This window comes from Streptomyces sp. NPDC027189, assembly GCF_055566975.1.
On sequence record NZ_JBVHRI010000006.1, the window covers coordinates 63,397 to 79,673 of the forward strand.

The 16,277-nt window shown below is 71.2% G+C and carries 15 protein-coding genes; 3 read left to right on the top strand and 12 right to left on the bottom strand.

Annotation, left to right across the window (positions count from 1 at the left end; translation table 11 throughout):
* Window positions 1-3: 3 nt before the first annotated feature.
* Entirely contained in the window at window positions 4-1,290 is a 1,287-nt protein-coding gene (locus tag ACZ4RZ_RS16400; protein ID WP_467745154.1) for an MFS transporter, read from the bottom strand.
* A gap of 260 nt (window positions 1,291-1,550) precedes the next feature.
* Between ACZ4RZ_RS16400 and ACZ4RZ_RS16405 the strand changes: the two genes are divergently transcribed.
* Window positions 1,551-4,220 (top strand): ATP-binding protein, encoded by a 2,670-nt coding sequence (locus ACZ4RZ_RS16405; RefSeq protein WP_467745156.1) that lies wholly within the window; start codon window positions 1,551-1,553, stop codon window positions 4,218-4,220.
* Window positions 4,221-4,254: 34 nt separating this feature from the next.
* On the opposite strand, the gene ACZ4RZ_RS16410 is transcribed toward ACZ4RZ_RS16405, so the two are convergent.
* The 8 genes from ACZ4RZ_RS16410 to ACZ4RZ_RS16445 all read right to left on the bottom strand — a co-directional run bounded on the left by ACZ4RZ_RS16410 (window position 4,255) and on the right by ACZ4RZ_RS16445 (window position 11,538).
* On the bottom strand, window positions 4,255-5,049 hold the full coding sequence (locus ACZ4RZ_RS16410) for an SDR family NAD(P)-dependent oxidoreductase (RefSeq protein ID WP_467745157.1): 795 nt from the start codon (window positions 5,047-5,049) through the stop codon (window positions 4,255-4,257).
* A 64-nt stretch (window positions 5,050-5,113) separates the two neighbouring features.
* Entirely contained in the window at window positions 5,114-6,241 is a 1,128-nt protein-coding gene (gene pcaDC, locus ACZ4RZ_RS16415; protein ID WP_467745159.1) for a bifunctional 3-oxoadipate enol-lactonase/4-carboxymuconolactone decarboxylase PcaDC, read from the bottom strand.
* Complete coding sequence (gene pcaB, locus ACZ4RZ_RS16420; protein ID WP_467745161.1) at window positions 6,238-7,569, bottom strand: 3-carboxy-cis,cis-muconate cycloisomerase; 1,332 nt, start codon at window positions 7,567-7,569, stop codon at window positions 6,238-6,240. Before pcaB ends, pcaDC begins: the two co-directional genes overlap by 4 nt.
* A complete protein-coding gene (gene pcaG, locus ACZ4RZ_RS16425; protein WP_467745163.1) occupies window positions 7,566-8,129 on the bottom strand; it encodes a protocatechuate 3,4-dioxygenase subunit alpha in 564 nt (187 codons plus the stop codon). Before pcaG ends, pcaB begins: the two co-directional genes overlap by 4 nt.
* Window positions 8,130-8,131: 2 nt before the next feature.
* Window positions 8,132-8,902, bottom strand: a complete 771-nt coding sequence (gene pcaH / locus ACZ4RZ_RS16430) for a protocatechuate 3,4-dioxygenase subunit beta (protein WP_467745165.1) — start codon at window positions 8,900-8,902, stop codon at window positions 8,132-8,134.
* A 10-nt stretch (window positions 8,903-8,912) separates the two neighbouring features.
* On the bottom strand, window positions 8,913-10,115 hold the full coding sequence (locus ACZ4RZ_RS16435) for a thiolase family protein (RefSeq protein ID WP_467745167.1): 1,203 nt from the start codon (window positions 10,113-10,115) through the stop codon (window positions 8,913-8,915).
* Entirely contained in the window at window positions 10,112-10,756 is a 645-nt protein-coding gene (locus ACZ4RZ_RS16440; RefSeq protein WP_467745169.1) for a CoA transferase subunit B, read from the bottom strand. Before ACZ4RZ_RS16440 ends, ACZ4RZ_RS16435 begins: the two co-directional genes overlap by 4 nt.
* Window positions 10,756-11,538 carry a CoA transferase subunit A gene (locus tag ACZ4RZ_RS16445; RefSeq protein WP_467745171.1) on the bottom strand — a complete coding sequence of 261 codons (783 nt, stop codon included), beginning with the start codon at window positions 11,536-11,538 and terminating at the stop codon, window positions 10,756-10,758. Before ACZ4RZ_RS16445 ends, ACZ4RZ_RS16440 begins: the two co-directional genes overlap by 1 nt.
* 215 nt (window positions 11,539-11,753) lie before the next feature.
* Between ACZ4RZ_RS16445 and ACZ4RZ_RS16450 the strand changes: the two genes are divergently transcribed.
* Window positions 11,754-12,221, top strand: coding sequence for a MarR family winged helix-turn-helix transcriptional regulator (locus tag ACZ4RZ_RS16450; RefSeq protein WP_467745173.1), 468 nt, complete (start codon window positions 11,754-11,756; stop codon window positions 12,219-12,221).
* A 45-nt stretch (window positions 12,222-12,266) separates the two neighbouring features.
* Here ACZ4RZ_RS16450 and ACZ4RZ_RS16455 read toward each other — a convergent pair whose 3' ends face one another.
* From ACZ4RZ_RS16455 to ACZ4RZ_RS16465, 3 genes are all read right to left on the bottom strand, one after another.
* The gene (locus tag ACZ4RZ_RS16455; RefSeq protein WP_467745174.1) at window positions 12,267-12,611 is read right to left on the bottom strand and encodes a hypothetical protein; all 345 of its coding nucleotides are present in this window, start codon (window positions 12,609-12,611) and stop codon (window positions 12,267-12,269) included.
* 237 nt (window positions 12,612-12,848) lie between these two features.
* Window positions 12,849-13,826, bottom strand: a complete 978-nt coding sequence (locus tag ACZ4RZ_RS16460) for a DUF3048 domain-containing protein (protein WP_467745176.1) — start codon at window positions 13,824-13,826, stop codon at window positions 12,849-12,851.
* Between the two features lie 168 nt (window positions 13,827-13,994).
* Window positions 13,995-15,065 carry an ATP-dependent DNA ligase gene (locus ACZ4RZ_RS16465; protein WP_467745178.1) on the bottom strand — a complete coding sequence of 357 codons (1,071 nt, stop codon included), beginning with the start codon at window positions 15,063-15,065 and terminating at the stop codon, window positions 13,995-13,997.
* A gap of 74 nt (window positions 15,066-15,139) precedes the next feature.
* Between ACZ4RZ_RS16465 and ligD the strand changes: the two genes are divergently transcribed.
* Window positions 15,140-16,156, top strand: coding sequence for a non-homologous end-joining DNA ligase (gene ligD, locus ACZ4RZ_RS16470; RefSeq protein WP_467745179.1), 1,017 nt, complete (start codon window positions 15,140-15,142; stop codon window positions 16,154-16,156).
* Window positions 16,157-16,277: the final 121 nt, after the last annotated feature.

The following is a 16,277-nucleotide window of genomic DNA, read 5'->3' on the forward strand; positions in this document are numbered from 1 at the left end:
TGCTCAACTCCCTTCACCCTTACGGAGCGTGGCGAGCGCGAGCGCGCTCACCGCGCAGGTCGCCGCCGCGTAGTACGCGGGGATGTCCACGCTTCCCGTCCGTTTGATCGTCTCCGTGATGATGAGCCCCGCGCAGCCCGAGAACACCGCATTGGACAGGGCGTAGGCGAGTCCCAGACCGGTGTAGCGCACGCTCGTCGGGAACATCTCGGAGAGCATCGCGGGACCGGGCCCCGCCATCAGCCCGACGACGGCACCCGCCAGGAAGACGGCGACAGCCTTCACGCCGTTCGAAGTCCCGGTGTTCTGGAGGAGGTTGAGCAACGGGATCGCCAGCACGGTGACCAGGACGGCCCCTGTGAGCATGACCGGGCGCCGCCCGATCCGGTCGCTGAGCCATCCCGCCGGGACGATCGTGGCCGCGAAGCCGAGGTTGGCGAGCAACGTGGCGAGCAGCGCCTGCTGGAAGGTCGCGTTCAGGGTGCTCTGCAGGTACGAGGGGAGCACGACCAGGAAGGTGTAACCGGCCGCCGCCCAGCCCATGACGCGCCCGGCACCGAGCGCGATCGCCCTGGCCACCTCGCGGCCGGGCGGGCGTTCCCGTTGCCGCTCCCGCTCGAAGGACGGCGTCTCGTCCAGTCTCAGCCGCAGCCACAGCGCGCCGAGGCCGAGCGGCAGCGTCAGCAGGAACGGCAGCCGCCAGCCCCAGCCTTCGAGCTCGCCGGCGCTGAGCACCGTGGCCAGCAGCGCCGCGACGCCCGCACCGGCAAGGAGCCCGAGCGCGACAGTGAAGGATTGCCACGACCCGTACAGTCCGCGTCTGCCCGGCGGCGCGAACTCCGTCATCACCGAGACCGCGCCCCCGAACTCCCCGCCCGCGGACAGTCCTTGGAGCACCCGAAGGAAGGTGAGCAGCCACGGGGCGAGGGCGCCGACCGTGGCGTAGGTGGGCAGCATGCCGATCAGGGTCGTGGCGGCCGTCATCAGGGTGATCACCAGGATCAGCACCGGGCGTCGCCCGATCCGGTCGCCGAGCCGTCCGAACAGCGCGGCGCCGACGGGTCGGAAGAAGAACGCCAGTGCGAAGGATGCGTATGTCTTCACCAGGGCCTCGACCTCACTGCCGCCCTCCGGCGTGAAGAAGCGCGCCGCGATGATCGTCGCGAAATAGCCGTAGACCCCGAACTCGTACCACTCGATGAAGTTGCCCACGGAGCCCGCGAACAGGGCTCTGCGGGAGTGCTCGGACCGGGCGGCGCGCAGGTCCGAGTCGTGCGCGGGGGCGCTCATTGGGGGACCTCCCGGGGCGTGCCCGGGGCCGGGAGGAGCCGGCCCCGACGGAGACTGATGTTGGAAAATTAACTTCAGTTCGTGAGATGTTGACTGTCAATAACTTTCACACGGGCTGGTCGACGGCCCCTCGCGTCGCCTCCGGGACACTGCTGTCACTCGTCTCGGCAACACCTGCCCGGACCCGCCTCCACCGGGGCTTCCAGGCCGCTAGGCTCGTTACCAGTACGTCGTTTTGGCGACTCTGGGGAGGTAGCGGGATGACGGAGGCACGGCCCGGAGTGGTCGCCTCGGCTTCCCTGTGGGAGCGCGACGAGGAAGTCGCCACACTCGAAGAGGCGATCGCCGCGCTGCGCGCGGACTCCGCCTCCTCGGGAAGCCTGCTGGTGTTCAGCGGCGAGGCGGGCCTCGGCAAGACCGCGCTCCTGGCCGAGGCGCGCCGGATCGCGGAGAGCAGCGGCTGTGCGGTGTGGTCGGCACGCGGCGGCGAGACCGTCACGTCCGTCCCCTTCAATGTCGTACGGCAGTTGCTTCAGCCGGCCCTCGTCTCGCTGATGCCGGAGGAAGCGCGCGAATATCTGGGCGACTGGTACGACATCGCAGGACCTGCCCTCGGCATAGCGGATCCGGGCGAGCGTCAGCCCGATCCGCAAGGTGTGTGCGACGGCCTGGTCGCGGCGGTGCGGCGGCTCGCCAAGCGCGAGTGGCCGCTCGTGCTGCTCATCGACGACGCCCACTGGACCGACCAGGAGACGCTGCGCTGGCTGGCCGCGTTCGCCGAGCGGCTCGAGGACCTGTCCGTCCTCGTCGTAGTGGCCCGCCGCCCCGGCGAGGTCAGCGGGGAGAGCGCCCGGCTCCTCGACGTGGTCGCCGCCGCGGCCCGGCCGGTCGCCACCTTGAGCGCGCTGACCCCGGCCGCGGCTGAAGGGCTGACCCGCGCCACGCTCGGGGAGCACGCCGACGCGCCGTTCTGCCGCGAGGTGTGGGCGGTCACCGGCGGCAATCCGTACGAGACGGTCGAACTGCTCGCCAAGGTGCAGGACAGCGGGATGGAGCCGGCCGAGGGATCGGCCGCCGAGCTGCGCGACCTGAACCGCTCGGCCCGCGGGCGCGGACTCGTCGCCCGCCTCGAAGGACTCGGCATCGACGCCACGCGCTTCGCCTGGGCGGCCGCGATCCTCGGCACCGGGATCTCCGTCGACCTCGCCGCCCAACTCGCCGGAATGCAGAGCGACGAGGCCCTGCGCTGTGCCGAACTCCTCGGCGTCGCCCGCATCCTGACCGGGTCCGAGCCGACGAACGGTCAAGTGGCCGAGAACGAGCTGGAGTTCGTGCATCCGCTCATCGCGACCGCGGTCTACCGCTCGATCCCGGACGCCCTGCGCACCGCGATGCACGGCCAGGCCGCCTGGGCGGTCACCGAGTCCGGGCGCGGCGCGGCCGCGGCGTCCCGCCATCTTCTCGAAGTCCACCCGGACAACGACCCCGAACTCGTCGAGCAGATGCGCGAGGCCGCCCGGGAACATCTCGCCGTCGGCGCGCCCGACGCGGCCAGGCGCTGTCTGGAGCGCGCGCTGGCCGAGCCCCCGCTTCCCGACGTGCACGCCCGCGTGCTCTACGAACTGGGCTGCGCCACGCTCCTGACCGCGCCCTCCACGACCATCGGCCATCTGCGCGCCGCGCTGGAAAGGCCCGGCCTCGAGGACGCCATGCGCGTGGACGCCGTGTTCCGGCTCTCCCAGGCGCTGCTCCACAACGACCAGCTGGACGAGGCCGTCCGTACGGTCGACGAGGAGGCCGCCCGGCTCGAACCGGGCCCCGCCCGGATGCGGCTGCAGGCCGTGCACTACATGTGGGAGGGCATCCACGCGGGCGAGGAGCGCGCCTCGGGACACTCCCTCGGCCTCGCCGAACTCGTCAGGACCTGCACCGGGCGGGACAACTCCGAGCGCGCGCTGCTCATACTGCGCGGCTTCGACGCGATGACGCGCGGCGAGAACGCCGAAGAGGTCGTGGAACTGTGCGACCGCGCCCTCGTCAACGGCCGCCTCGCACCCGGACTCGGCTGGACCGACACCGAGTGGGGCGTCGAACTGCTCCTGATGCTCGGCAGCGCGTACGCCTACGCCGACCGGCTCGACCGGGCAGAAAGCCTGTTCAGCGAGGCTCTGCACGCCTATGTGAAGGCCGGCTGGAGCGGCGGCCACCTCTCCCTGGCCAACGCCTACCTCGGCCTCGCGCACCGCAGACGGGGCCGCCTCGCCGACGCGGAGCACTTCCAGCGCGAATCGCTCCGCCTTGCCGAACGGGTCGGCCGCGGGCTGCCCCTGTACTGGTCCGCGACCTGCGGCCTCATCGACACACTGCTCGCCCGCGGCCATGTCCAGGAGGCCGCGGAGATCGCCGAACGCTACGGCTTCGCACCTCCGTACCCGTCCACGATCGTGCTCCCGGACACCCGCTCCGTACGCGGCCGTCTGCTGCTCGCCGCCGGCCGCACCAAGGACGGCATCAACGAACTGGAGGCAGCCGAGAAGGCCGCCACCGCGCGCGGTCACCACAACACGGTGCTCGCTCCCTGGGCGGTCGACCTCGCCCGAGCCCTCGCCACCGAGGACCCGGCGCGTGCCGCCGCCCTGGCCGCCGACGCCCGCCGCCAGGCCGAGCGCTTCGGCACCGACACGGCCATCGGTGAGGCCCTCCGCTGCGCCGCGGCCCTCGAATCGGGCCAGCGCGCGGTACGGCTGGCCGCCCAGGCGGTCACCTACCTGGAAGCCTCGCCCTGCCAGTACGAACACGCGGCGGCTCGCGTCGAGTACGGCATCGCCACCCGCTCGGTGGTTGAGCTCAACAAGGGGCTGACGCTGGCGCGTTCGTGCGGGGCGGACGGGTTGGTGGCGAAGGCGGGGGAGGCGCTGGCGAGCCTTTAGTCCGGCAGCAGGGTTTCACCCCGGCAGCCGGGCCTCAGGTGCCGAGCAGCTGGTCCGTGGTCGCCTCCAGCCGCTTCCACACCTCTCGGTCGTACGCCTGCAGATGCGCCCGCGACGGGCTCGTGCCATCGAAGTACCCGCCGGTGCCCGACTCCCTTGTGGCCAGCGCGAGTACACCCGCCGCACCGTCGGCGACGGTGGACCAGGGGACCACTCCGGCCTCGCGGACCATCGCCGTGTCCATGTAGGTCGCGGGGTGCAGGACGTTCACCGAGACGCCGCTGCCGGTCACTTCCTCGCTCAGCGCGAACGTGTGCGCCGCCAGTGCGAACTTGCTGCGGCAGTACGCCGATACGCCGCTGTAGCCCCGGGTGAGTTCCGGGTCTTCGAAGTCCAGCGGCTCCTGGCCGACCGAGCCGACGTTGACGACGCGGGACGGGGCGCTCGCGCGGAGCGTGGCCAGCAGCGCGCGGGTGAGGGCGACCGGCGCGAGATAGTTCACCGCGAGTCGCAGCTCGTGACCGTCGGCGCTCACCTCACGGCCCGCACCGCGCGGGCCGGCGCCGACCCCCGCATTGTTGATCAGCACGTCGAGACGGGGGTGCGCGGCGGCGACCTGCTCGCCCAGCCGCCGCACCTGCGCGAGCGAGGCCAGATCGGCGACGTACCCATAGGCCTCGCCACCCTCGGCCCGCAGCTCCGTGACGAGCGCCTCGGTCCGCCCGCGGTCGCGCCCGTGCGCGAGGACGACGTATCCGGAGCGGACCAGCTCGAAGGCGACGTACCGGCCGAGACCGGAGGTGGCACCGGTGATCAGAACAGTGGACATGCCTCCACCCTAGGCACGGTGTGGAGGCATGCACGAGGTGCCGTTGAAGCTACGACCAGCAGGGTCACCCACCGCTCTTGTCTTCCTCCGCCAGCACCCGTTGCGCCACCGCGAACGCCGAGTTCGCCGCCGGAACACCGCAGTACACGGCCGTCTGGAGCAGCACCGCGCCGATCTCCTCGGGCGTGAGGCCGTTGCGCCGCGCCGCGCGGACGTGCATGGCCAGCTCGTCGTAGTGGCCGTGCGCCACCAGCGCCGTCAGCGTGATCATGCTGCGCTCACGGCGTGCCAGCGTCGGATCCGTCCAGATCTCGCCCCACGCATAGCGCGAGATGAAGTCCTGGAAACGGGCGGTGAAGGGCGTCTGTCGTGCCTGCGCGCGGTCCACGTGCTCATCCCCGAGGACCTGACGGCGCACCTCCATGCCCCGCAGCGCATACCCGTCGAAGTGCCCGCGCAGCGCGGCGAGCACAGCCTCCGGGCGCTCCGCGGGCGCCAGATGCGAGGCGCCCGCGATCTCGGTGAGCGAGGCGCCGGGCACCGCGTCCGCGATCTCCCGCAGATGCGCGGGCGGCGTCGCCGGATCCTCGCGGCCCGCGATGAGCAAGGTCGGCACGGTGATGGATGCCAGCCGCTCCCGGATGTCGAAGGCGGCAAGCGCGTCACAGCAGGCGGCGTACGCTCCGGGATCCGCTGTGCGGTGGTCCTCCACCAGTTCGGGCACGGTGAAGCCGGGCGTGAACCAGCGGGCGTTCGCGGTTTCGGCGAGCGCGGCGAGACCCGCGCGGCGCACGGTCTCCGCGCGCTCCTGCCACGGCTTGGAGCCGTTGAAATGGGCGGACGAGCAGATGACGGCGAGGCTCTCCAGACGCTCCGGGTGGTGCACGGCCAGCTGCAGACCGACCGCGCCACCGAGCGAGACACCCGCGTACGCGAACCGGTCGATGCCGAGCGAGTCGGCGAGGGCGAGCACCAGCCCGGCGAGGTCGGCGACGGTCGCGCCGGGCACGATCAGGTCCGCGGCCGAACCACCGTGACCCGGCAGATCCCAGCGGACCACGCGGTGGGTGACGGACAGCTCGGGCGCGACCTTGTCCCACAGGGCGTACGACGTGCCGAGCGAGGGCCCGAGGAGCAGTGGGGGAGCGGTGGTGGGACCCTCGGTGCGGTGGTTGAGCAGTGTGTCGGTCAACGTCGCTCCAGAGCGCGGTCGGTGAGGGCTCCCGCGGAGCCCGTGTAGCGGGCGGGGTCGGTGAGGTCGGCGAGGTCGAGCTCCTTGAGCTCCGGCTCCTCGCCGAGCACGTCCACGAGGGGCCGGTTCTCGGTGACGGCGCGCTGCGCGGCCCGCGTCAGCAGCTCCTTGGCGCGGGCCCGCCCGAGCACGGGAGCGAGCTCGGCGGCCAGCCGCTCGGAGACAATCAACCCGTGGGTGAGACCGAGGTGTTCACGCATGGCGTCCGCGTTCACCCGGAGCCCCTCCGCCAGGTCGGCGGCATCGCGCGCTGCCCCGCCGACCAGTCGGAGCAGATCCCGCAGTGGCTCCCACTCGGCGTGCCAGGCCCCGGCCGGACGCTCGTCCTCGGCCGCCATCGCCCCGTAGAGCGTCGCCGCGAGCTGTGGCGCCCGGCGGGCCGCGGCGGCGACGAGGGTGGCCCGCACGGGGTTGGCCTTGTGCGGCATCGCGGACGATCCGCCGCCGGAGCCCTCGGCGACCTCGGCGATCTCGGTACGGGACAGGGTGAGCACGTCGACGGCGGTCTTGCCCAGGGCTCCGGCGGTGAACGCCAGCGCTCCGGCCAGATCTGCGATCGGCGTGCGGAGGGTGTGCCAGGGCAGCACGGGCTCGGCGAGGCCCAGTTCACGGGCGTACGCCGCCACAAGGACCCGGGTGTCCTCGGCACCGAACGCCGTGAAGGCGGCCAACGTCCCGGCGGCGCCGCCCAGTTGGGCGGGAAGCCGGACGCCCGCGAGGCGGTCCCGTGCGTCCAGCACCAGCGATCGCCACCCTGCCGCCTTCAGCCCGAAGGTGGTCGGCACGGCGTGCTGGGTCAGGGTCCGGCCAGGCATCGCGGTGTCGCGGTGGGCGGCGGCCAGTCGGCCCAGCGCCCGCGCCGTACGCTCCAGGTCCTCAAGGACCGGGTCCAGCGTGCGGCGGGCGACCAGCATCGTCGCCGTATCCATGATGTCCTGGCTCGTCGCGCCCCGGTGGACGTACGGGCCGAACTCCGAGCCGACCGCCTTCGTCAGATCCGCGACCAGCGGGATGACCGGATTGCCGCCACTTCGCGCGCGCGACGCGATCCCCGCGACGTCGAAGCCCGAGACGTCGGCCGCCCCGTCCACCGCGGCTGCCGCCCCCGCCGGGGCCAGCCCCAGCGATGCCTGGGCGCGGGTCAGAGCGGCCTCCGCGTCGAGGAGTGCCCGCAGATAGGCGGTGTCGCTCGTCGCGGACGCGGCCGGGCAGCCCGCCCACCCGGGGGCGAGCAGGGCGTCGGAATCGACAGGGTCGACAGCTGTCACTGGAACTCCAGGAAGACCGTTTCGCCTTCGCCCTGAAGGCGGATGTCGAAACGGTACGTGCGGTTCGCCCCCTCGGCCGCGATCAGCGTGGCGCGCCGGTCGGCCGGGAGCGAGTCGAGCAGCGGGTCGGCGCCTTCGGCGAGGTACGCGCGGGTGAAGAGGTGGTGCGTCAGACCGCGCGCGAAGACACAGACGCTGATGTACGGCAGCCCGGCGTTCCCCGGCGGCAGCGTGCGCAGCGCGTAGTGGCCGTCGGCGTCCGTGGCGACCCGCCCGAAGCCCGTGAAGTCGATGCCGTTGCGGCCCAGGAATCCGCCCGTCGACGGGTCGCGGCGCATCGAGCCCGGAGCGCCCTTCAGAGAGCCGTCGGGTGCCGCCTGCCAGAAGTCCAGCAGGGCGTCGGGGATCGGCGTGCCCGCGCCGTCGAACACGTACCCGTGCAGGGTGATGGTGTCGGGGTGGCCCTGGGGCGCGACGTCGCCGCCGCCGGGAAAGGGGAGCGCGTGGCCGTAGAAGGGGCCGATGGTGTGGGACGGGGTGGGGAGCAACTGCTCGGTCATGTTCAGCGGCCTTCTTCGATCCAGGTGGCGGAGGGACCGTCGAGGACGATGTCCCACTCGTAGCCCATCGAGAACTCGGGCTGGGAGAGGTCGTGGTGGTAGGCGGCGATCAGCCGGTTGCGGGCCGCCTCGTCCGTCACGGACTGCAGGATCGGGTCGTAACGGAACAGCGGGTCGTTCGGGAAGTACATCTGCGTCACGAGCCGCTGGGTGAACGCCGTACCGAAGACCGAGAAATGGATGTGCGCGGGCCGCCACGCGTTGGTGTGGTTGCCCCACGGGTACGGGCCCGGCTTGATGGTGGTGAACGTGTACCTGCCCTGATCGTCCGTCAGGGTGCGCCCCACACCGGTGAAGTTGGGGTCGAGCGGCGCGGGGTGCTGCTCGCGCAGATGGGCGTAGCGGCCGGCGGCGTTGGCCTGCCAGATCTCGACGAGCTGGCCGCGTACGGGACGGCCGTCGCGGTCGAGCAGGCGGCCCGAGACGGTCATGCGCTCGCCGATCGGTTCGCCGCGGTGCCGGCGGGTCAGATCGTTGTCGATCTCGGTGATGTCGGTGACGCCGAAGACCGGACCCGACAGCTCGACCGTCTCCGGGTCGCCGCCGTTCACGGCGACCAGTGGCTGCTTGGGGTGGCGCAGGATGGAGCTGCGGTACGGGGCGTAGTCGCGCGAGGGGTGGTGCTGGACCGGGGCGCCGCCGGCGATCGCCTTGTCGTACGCGTCCTGGAGATCCTTGATCTCGGCGTCGATGTCCGACTGAGTGAGAGCCATGGTCGACTTCCTATCGTTCGAGGACGAGGGCGAGGCCCTGGCCCACGCCGATGCAGAGGGTGGCGACACCAACTCCGGTGCCTTTGCGGGCGAGTTGGTGGGCGACGGTTCCGGCGAGCCGGGCGCCGGACGCGCCGAGGGGGTGGCCCAGGGCGATGGCTCCGCCCTGCGGGTTGAGGATGTGCGGGTCGAACTCGGGCCATTCGGCGAGGCACCCGAGGACCTGCGCGGCGAAGGCCTCGTTCAGCTCCAGCGTCGACAGGTCGTCAAATGTCTTGCCCGCCTTGGCGAGCGCGCGATGGACGGCCTCGACGGGGGCGAGTCCGAAGTACTGCGGGTCGATCGCCGAGACGCCGCTCGCACTGACGCGCGCCAGGGGCTCACGCCCGGTGGCCCTCAGGCCCTCGGCGTCGACCAGCAGCAGGGCGGCCGCACCGTCGTTGAGCGGGGAGGCGTTGCCCGCCGTCACCGTGCCGTTCTCGGTGCGGAAGGAGGGCTTCAGCCGGGCCATCGCGGCCAGGGACGCCTCGGCGCGTACGCACTCGTCGGCGTCGAAGACGACCGCATCGCCCTTGCGCTGCGGAAGGGAGAGGGGGGCGATCTCGCCGTCGAACAGGCCGTCCGCCTGCGCGGCGGCCGCCTTGCGGTGGCTGGTCAGGGCGAACTCGTCCTGCTGCTCACGGGTGATCTTGTGCTTGTCGGCGATGAGTTCGGCCGACTCGCCCAGCGGGATGGTCCACTGCGGGTCCATCTTCGGGTTGACCATGCGCCAGCCCAGCGTCGTGGAGTACAGCTCGGCGTGTTGGGCGGGGAAGGGCCGCTGGCTCTTGGGCAGCACGTAGGGGGCGCGGGTCATCGACTCGACGCCGCCGGCCAGGGCGATGTGGGCGTCGCCGAGCGCGATGGCCCGTGCGGCCTGGATGACCGCCTCCAGACCGGAGGCGCACAGCCGGTTGACACTCACACCCGGCACCGAGGTGGGCAGTCCGGCGAGCAGCGCGGCCATCCGGGCGACATTGCGGTTCTCCTCGCCTGCGCCGTTGGCGTTACCGAAGTACACGTCCTCGATCTGGGACGGGTCCAGGTCCGGGGTACGGGCGAGGAGTTCACGGATGGCGTGCGCGGCGAGGTCGTCCGGACGCACCGACGCGAGCGAGCCGTTGTACTTGCCGATGGGGGTGCGGACCGCATCGACGATGTAGACGTCCTTCATGAGGTCTCCTCAAGAACGCGGATCGTCGCGGCGGTCTTCGCCGCGATCTCCTCGACGGTGACGCCCGGCGCGCTCTCCACGAGCACCAGCCCGTCTTCGGTGACGTCCAGGACACCCAGGTCGGTGATGATCCGGTTCACACACGCCCTGCCCGTGAGCGGCAGCGCGCATTCCTTGAGGATCTTCGGGGAGCCGTCCTTGGCGGTGTGCGTCATCACCACGATGACGGTGCGGGCGCCGTGCACCAGATCCATCGCCCCGCCGATCCCGGTGATCATCTTCCCGGGGATCGCCCAGTTCGCGAGGTCACCGCCCGCCGACACCTGCATCGCGCCGAGCACCGCGACGTCGATGTGCCCGCCGCGGATCATCCCGAAGGACAGCGACGAGTCGAAGTAGGAGGCGCCGGGCAGGACGGTGACGGTCTCCTTGCCGGCGTTGATGAGGTCCGCATCGACCTGGTCCTCGGTCGGGTAGGGGCCGGTGCCCAGGATGCCGTTCTCGGACTCCAGGACCACCTCGACGCCGTCGGGGAGGTAGTTGGGGATCAGCGTCGGCAGGCCGATGCCGAGATTCACATACTGGCCGTCCTTAAGCTCGCGCGCGGCGCGGGCGGCCATCTCCTGCCTGCTCCAGGCCATCAGCTGCTCACCGTTCCATTGGCAGCGGGCGCCGACACCGTCCGCTGCTCGATCATCTTGGCGCTCGCCTGCTCCGCCGTCAGCGCGACGACGCGCTGCACGAAGATGCCCGGCAGATGCACCGCGTCCGGATCGATGACGCCCGGCTCCACCAGCTCCTCCACCTCGGCGATGGTCACCCGGCCGGCCATCGCGGCCAGCGGATTGAAGTTGCGGGTGGACTTGTTGAAGACCAGGTTGCCGTGCCGGTCGCCCCGGGCGGCGCGCACGAGGGCGAAGTCGGTACGGATACCGTGCTCCAGCACATACTCCGTGCCGTCGAACTCGCGCACCTCCTTCGGCGGCGAGGCCAGCGCGACACCGCCCCGGCCGTCGTAGCGCCACGGCAGTCCGCCGTCCGCGACCTGCGTCCCCACCCCGGCAGGGGTGTAGAACGCGGGGATCCCGGAGCCACCCGCGCGCAGCCGCTCCGCCAGCGTGCCCTGCGGGATCATCTCCACCTCCAGCTCACCGGCCAGGTACTGCCGCGCGAACTCCTTGTTCGCCCCGATGTACGAGCCGGTGACACGGGCGATCCGCCCGGCCGCGAGCAGGACCGCCAGACCCGACTCCATGGCCCCGCAGTTGTTGGAGACCACACCGAGGCCGGAAACGCCACGCTCGTACAACGCCTCGATCAGCACATTCGGCACACCACTCAGACCGAATCCACCGACCGCCAGTGTCGCGCCGTCCGGCACATCGGCCACCGCCGCCAAGGCCGTGGCCACCACCTTGTCCATCCGTGAAGCCCCATCTCTCCCGAGCGTCCAACGCCTCAATTAATCAGGGCACTGATTATTTATTCGAGGTGTCAAACACGCTGCCATCCGATCCGTGCCCCGTCAAGACCCTCAATGAATACGCAGGTGAGAGTCTCGGCATACGGCGAGACAGGTCACGCAGCGCCCGGGTATTGTTCAGTACACCAACGAATAGTTGAGGTTGAGGAGCGCATATGGCCGCGGTGGATCTCTCCACCCACCCCGGGCACCTGGCCCGGCGACTGCAGCAGGCCCACTACCTGCTGTGGAACACCATGGTCTCCGAGGAGATCACCTCTCCGCAGTTCGCGGTGCTCAACGCGCTCGTCGCGGAGCCGGGCCTGGATCAGCGCACGGTGGGGGAGCGGGTGGGGCTCGACCGTTCCACCATCGCCGAGGTCATCAGCCGGCTTGGCCGTCGGGGTCTGCTCGACAAGGTGCGCGACCCGCAGGACGGCCGTCGCTTCCTGCTGCGCCTCACGGACGAGGGGGTGCGCACGCACCGCAAGCTGACCGTGCGCACCGCGCGGATGAACCAGGTCTTCCTGGCCCCGCTCTCCGCCGAGGAGCAGACCATGTTCTTCGATCTCATCCAGCGGGTCTCGGACGCCGCGGAGGGGCTCCGCAATCCGGTGGAGCCCGTGGCCTCCTCGAAGGCGTAGGGCCTCCCGCCGTCCGTCCGGCAGGCGGGAATGTGACGACGGGCCCTACGCCTCCAGGCGCTCGACCCTGTCTGTGAGGAAGGCGTACGCCAGGATTCCGGCCACCGAGAGGGCGGCGACGTAGACCAGCCCGCCCGCCATCGAGCCGGTACGGTCGGTGATCACGCCGATGACGATCGGGGCGAGCGCGCCGCCCAGATTGGCCGCGAAGCTGAACGTGACGCCCGCGAGGCCCATCAGGCGGACCGGCGCGATGTCGGACAGCGCCGCCCAGCCGAGCTGCATGAAGCCCTGTGCGAAGAACGCCGCCGACATGAAGAAGATGACCAGCGGTACGGAGTCGGTGAAATTGGCGGCGACGATGATCGGCGCCAGGCACAGCCCCGTCATCACGGGCAGCTTGCGCGCCCGCGGGTGCCCGGTGGGAGGACATGGCGGCCGCAGTCGGACTTGACTCGGCCGACGAGGCACGGCGCGCGCTCGCCGCCGCGCGCCAGGAGGCGGAAGCGGCGATCGAGCGGCGCTTGGGGCGCCACTCCTGGCCCCCGTCGGGTCGACTCTTCTGGAGGGCGGGCACGCCTTCGCGCTTCCGGGGAGGGGCACGCCCCTTCGTGCTTTCGGGGACGGTCAGGCCTTCGCGAAGACCACCCACACCTGGCCCTGCGCGAAGTTCATCGGCGCACCGCCCGTCGTCGTGAACGCCGTGCCGTCCGTCGCGCTCGGGCGCGCCCAGTTCGCGTCGAAGACGCGGCCGTCGCGCAGCACCTTCGCCTCTCCCGAGCCCACCGTCTCCGTGTACGGCGTGTTGTTGCCCAGGACGTCGTGGAACCGCGACGCGCGCACCTTCACGTACTGCACGACGACCGTGGCCGGAGCCACCGTCTTGCCGTCGGTCGTCACGGTGGGCGTCCCGTCCATGTCCACCAGCCAGCGCTGCCGGCTGTCGGACCAGGTGAAGGTGAAGCGGGCCGCCGGGAAGCGCACGGTGCGTGAGGTCTCCGGGCTGCCGCCCGCGGGCGCCTTGCCGAAGTGGAACCCGGTGGTGAGGGCGGCGCTGCCGGGCGCGGATCCCATCAACCGCTGCGGACGCAGATAGAGATTGTGCGGCGCGGGCTTGCCCGTACCCCGGTAGTAGGCGCCGGAGACATTTTCCGGCGGCTGCGCGTGCAGCGGGGCCTTGTCGATCAGCGGCAGCAACTTGTGCTGCGCGCCCGAGAAGGCGAGCGTCGGCTCGTCGAACTGGCGCAACAGCTCCAGGTCCGACTCGCGGGCACTGCGCACGGGCCCGATGACCTTCGGGAACCGGCTCGCGTAGACCGCCATCAGCCGGCTGAGACCGCCCTCGACCTGCTCCGCATACACGACGTCGGCCGCGTCCAGGCCCGTCTGCGGGCGGGCCGCGCGCACATTGTCGATCTTCACGGCGAGCACCGAACCGCTTTTCGCCGTGCCGTCGTTGCCTTCGGTGGGTTCTTGTGTCCCGCCGCGCCCGTCGTTGGTCGCGCCGCCGCCCACGGTGCAGCCCGTCAACAGGGAGCCTGTCACCGCGGCGGCCAGCAGAGCCGCCGTCATCGCGCCGCGCCGCATCCGCGCCAACTGTCGCATGCCCACCGTGCGCCCCGTCCTGTGCCATCGATTGTGCGCTTATAGGTTCATCGGTGGCCATACCCGTTCGATTCTGATTACGTGCACCGCCGAGCCGATCATCTGCCGGTCGCGCCTCCGCACGTGAGCCTCCGGGCGTGGGGTGAAGGGCGGGCCGACCGGCGGCGGTCAGTCCTGCGGTCCGAAGATCTCCGCGAGGTCGTACCCCACCGGTTCCTCCAACTGGCCGTACGTGCAGCTCTCGGCGGTGCGGTCGGGGCGCCAGCGGCGGAAGCGGGCCGTGTGGCGGAACCGCACGCCGTTCTCCATGTGGTCGTACGCCACCTCGGCCACCCGCTCGGGCCGCACCGGCACCCAGGAGAGGTCCTTCTTCGACGACCATCTGCTGGGCGCACCCGGCAACCGCGCCGTCTCGTGCGCCGCCTCGTCCGCCCAGGCCGCCCACGGGTGTTGCCCGACATCCTCCATCCGCAGCGGCTCCAACTCCTCCACCAGCTCCGCGCGCCGCTTCATCGGGAACGCGGCGCTCACGCCGACGTGCTGGAGGGTGCCCCGGTCGTCGTACAGACCCAGCAGCAACGAGCCGACGATCGGCCCGCTCTTGTGGAAGCGGTAACCGGCGACGACGACGTCCGCCGTCCGTTCATGCTTGATCTTGAACATGGCGCGCTCGTCCTGCAGATAGGGCAGCGCGAGCGGTTTGGCGATCACCCCGTCGAGACCCGCGCCCTCGTACTGCTCGAACCACTGTTGCGCCACCTCCCGGTCGGTGGTCGCCGGCGCAACATGGACCGGCGCCGTCACTCCGGACAGCGCCATCACCAGCAACGCGCGCCGGTCGCCCAGCGGGACGTCGAGCAGCGACTCGTCGGCGAGCGCCAGCAGATCGAAGGCCACGAAGGAGGCGGGAGTCTTCTCGGCCAGCATCCGCACCCGCGAGTCCGCCGGGTGGATCCGCTCCGTGAGCGCGTCGAAGTCGAGCCGTCCCTCCCGCGCGATCACGATCTCGCCGTCCATCACGCAACGCTCCGGCAGCCGCTCCCGCAGCGCGTCGACGAGCTCGGGAAAGTACCTGGTCAGCGGTTTCCCCGTGCGACTGCCGATCTCGACCTCGGCACCGTCGCGGAACACGATCGCCCGGAAACCGTCCCACTTCGCCTCGTAGTGCATGTCAGGCGGGATCCTGGCCACGGACTTGGCGAGCATCGGCTTCACGGGTGGCATCACCGGCAGGTCCATGCTCCGATTCTGCGCGGTGAAACGGCCGTCCGCCCGGTGTGCGAGGTGTGCGCGCTGCGCCTACCGTGGCTCGCATGGGCGATGCGGTGGAACTCGAGGCAGCCGGGAGGGCTGTACGTCTGTCCAGCCCGGACAAGATCTTCTTCCCGGAGCGCGGCTTCACGAAGCTGGACCTCGCCCAGTACTACCTCGCCGTCGGCGAGGGAATCCTGCGAGCCCTCCGCAACCGCCCCACCACCCTGGAGCGGTACCCGGACGGAGTGACGGGCGAGTCCTTCTTCCAGAAGCGGGCCCCCAAGAACATGCCCGACTGGATCCCGACCGCCCACATCACCTTCCCCAGCGGCCGCAGCGCGGACGAGATGTGCCCGACCGAGCCCGCCGCCGTCCTGTGGGCCGCCCAGTTCGGCACGCTCACCTTCCACCCGTGGCCGGTCCGCCGTGACGACGTCGACCACCCCGACGAACTCCGGATCGACCTCGACCCACAGCCCGGCACGGACTACGCCGACGCCGTGCGCGCCGCGCACGAACTGCGCGAGGTGCTGCACGAGTACGGCGATCTGCGTGGCTGGCCCAAGACCTCCGGCGGCCGGGGCCTGCATGTCTTCGTGCCGATCCAGCCGCGCTGGACCTTCACACAGGTACGCCGGGCCGCCATCGCCGTCGGACGCGAACTCGAGCGCCGTATGCCCGACCAGGTCACCACCGCCTGGTGGAAGGAGGAAAGAGGCGAAAAGATCTTCGTGGACTACAACCAGACCGCCCGCGACCGCACCATCGCCTCCGCCTACTCGGTACGCCCCCGCCCGCACGCCCCCGTCTCCGCGCCCCTGCGCTGGGACGAGGTGGACGACGCCCAGCCGGGCGACTTCGATCTGGCGACCATGCCGCGGCGCTTCGCCGAACTCGGCGATGTGCACGCGGACATGGACGACCACGCCTTCTCCCTGGAGGCTCTGCTGGAACTCGCCAGCCGCGACGAGCACGACCACGGCCTGGGCGATCTGCCGTACCCGCCCGAGTACCCGAAGATGCCGGGGGAGCCGAAGCGGGTGCAGCCGAGCCGCGCCAAGCACGAGGACGGCTGACCGCAGAGCGCGGCAGCTCCGCAGGACAGCCGCCCGTCTCGAGCCCGGCCCGGCCCGGAGGCGGCCGTCAGTCGCCGAGCGCGGCCACGATCGTCCGGCAGTCGCTCAGCGGCGCCTCGTC